Here is a 1087-nt window from a genome sequence, read left to right on the forward strand (position 1 = left end):
CTACATTAGCGTTTAGCTCAAAGCAATAAGCAATTAGCTTATTGCCCACATTCCGCAGGTTGGTCAGAGCAATAGATAATATTTTTGGCAGGAGGCACCAAGAAACTGAAGAATCCTTTGATGCTCCTGGGTTAAGTTAACAATTTGCTCAAATTCCCCCAGGGTGACCAAATGAATCGACTGAAAGCACTGAAATACCCAACGCATTGTTGGGGTAGCCGTTGGTTTACCTAATTGGTTCTTAAGAGTTTGCTTAGCTTTGGCCAGAGCTTGGCGTAAGGCTCTTTGTGCTAAAGTATAAACTAATAAACAAAGACCCATCACCATCGCCAAGGCAGCTACACGCTCAGGAGTCTTGAGGAAAACACTGCTGGTAAAAAACATTGGATCTTTGAGAAAACGGAAACCTCTTTCAGTACATTGTTGTCTTTTGTACTCACAGAGCATATCGTCTTCAGACAAGGATTCAGAGTCTAGAACATTGGTAGCCAGAATAAAGCGTCCAGCCCTTCTACGAGCTTTGGCAACAACTTGTTTTTTCAAAGTCAAGCTACCTTGCAGACGATAGTGATAGCCATCTCGAAGTTGACCTGTTCGTGGTCGTCCAGGCTGATTGTAGTAAGGGTATGGCACAACTTCTATCTGAGTGAAGCGATGATAGCGCAGTTGTTTGTTCACGAATTGTGCTGCGGCCATAGCATCAGGAGCACAGGCAAAGTTTCGTTGTTCTAACTGCTTGAGCTGCTTTTGGGCTTTGTGATGATGCTGTTGAATTTTTTGTTCGAGGTGCAACAGGTCAACTTCTTTTCTAGCGTCACTTTCGACAACTAGCCATCGCTGCTTGATGTCACCATAGGTGCTACAGACACAAGCTATACGGTATCCTGTTAATTGGCCTCGATTGAAGGCTTCTTCAGACAATTGCTCGATTAACTCGCTTAGCTGCTTTGAGAGTTGCACCGGACTCGGCTGAGCCATTGCAAATGGGTCAATGACTGAAGGTTCTCCTCGACCTACAGAGCAGCATCGGCTACAAATAAAGCTTCACACTGCCATTGTTCTCGAAACTCTGCCATCAGTTGGGCAA

The 1087-nt window shown here is 44.8% G+C and carries 1 protein-coding gene; it reads right to left on the minus strand.

Translation table 11 applies throughout. The annotated features are described in order from the left end of the window. Positions 1 to 63: 63 nt before the first annotated feature. Entirely contained in the window at positions 64 to 978 is a 915-nt protein-coding gene (locus F6K53_RS44890) for an IS1634 family transposase (protein WP_293087560.1), read from the minus strand. Between the last annotated feature and the right edge of the window lie 109 nt (positions 979 to 1087).

The sequence above is a fragment of the Moorena sp. SIO4A1 genome (genome assembly GCF_010672065.1).
In the GTDB taxonomy this organism is placed as follows: domain Bacteria; phylum Cyanobacteriota; class Cyanobacteriia; order Cyanobacteriales; family Coleofasciculaceae; genus Moorena.

What these genes read in the sequence shown, in the direction of transcription:
- F6K53_RS44890 (WP_293087560.1), bottom strand. Translation starts at nt 978, where the DNA reads ATGGCTCAGCCGAGTCCGGTGCAACTCTCAAAGCAGCTAAGCGAGTTA.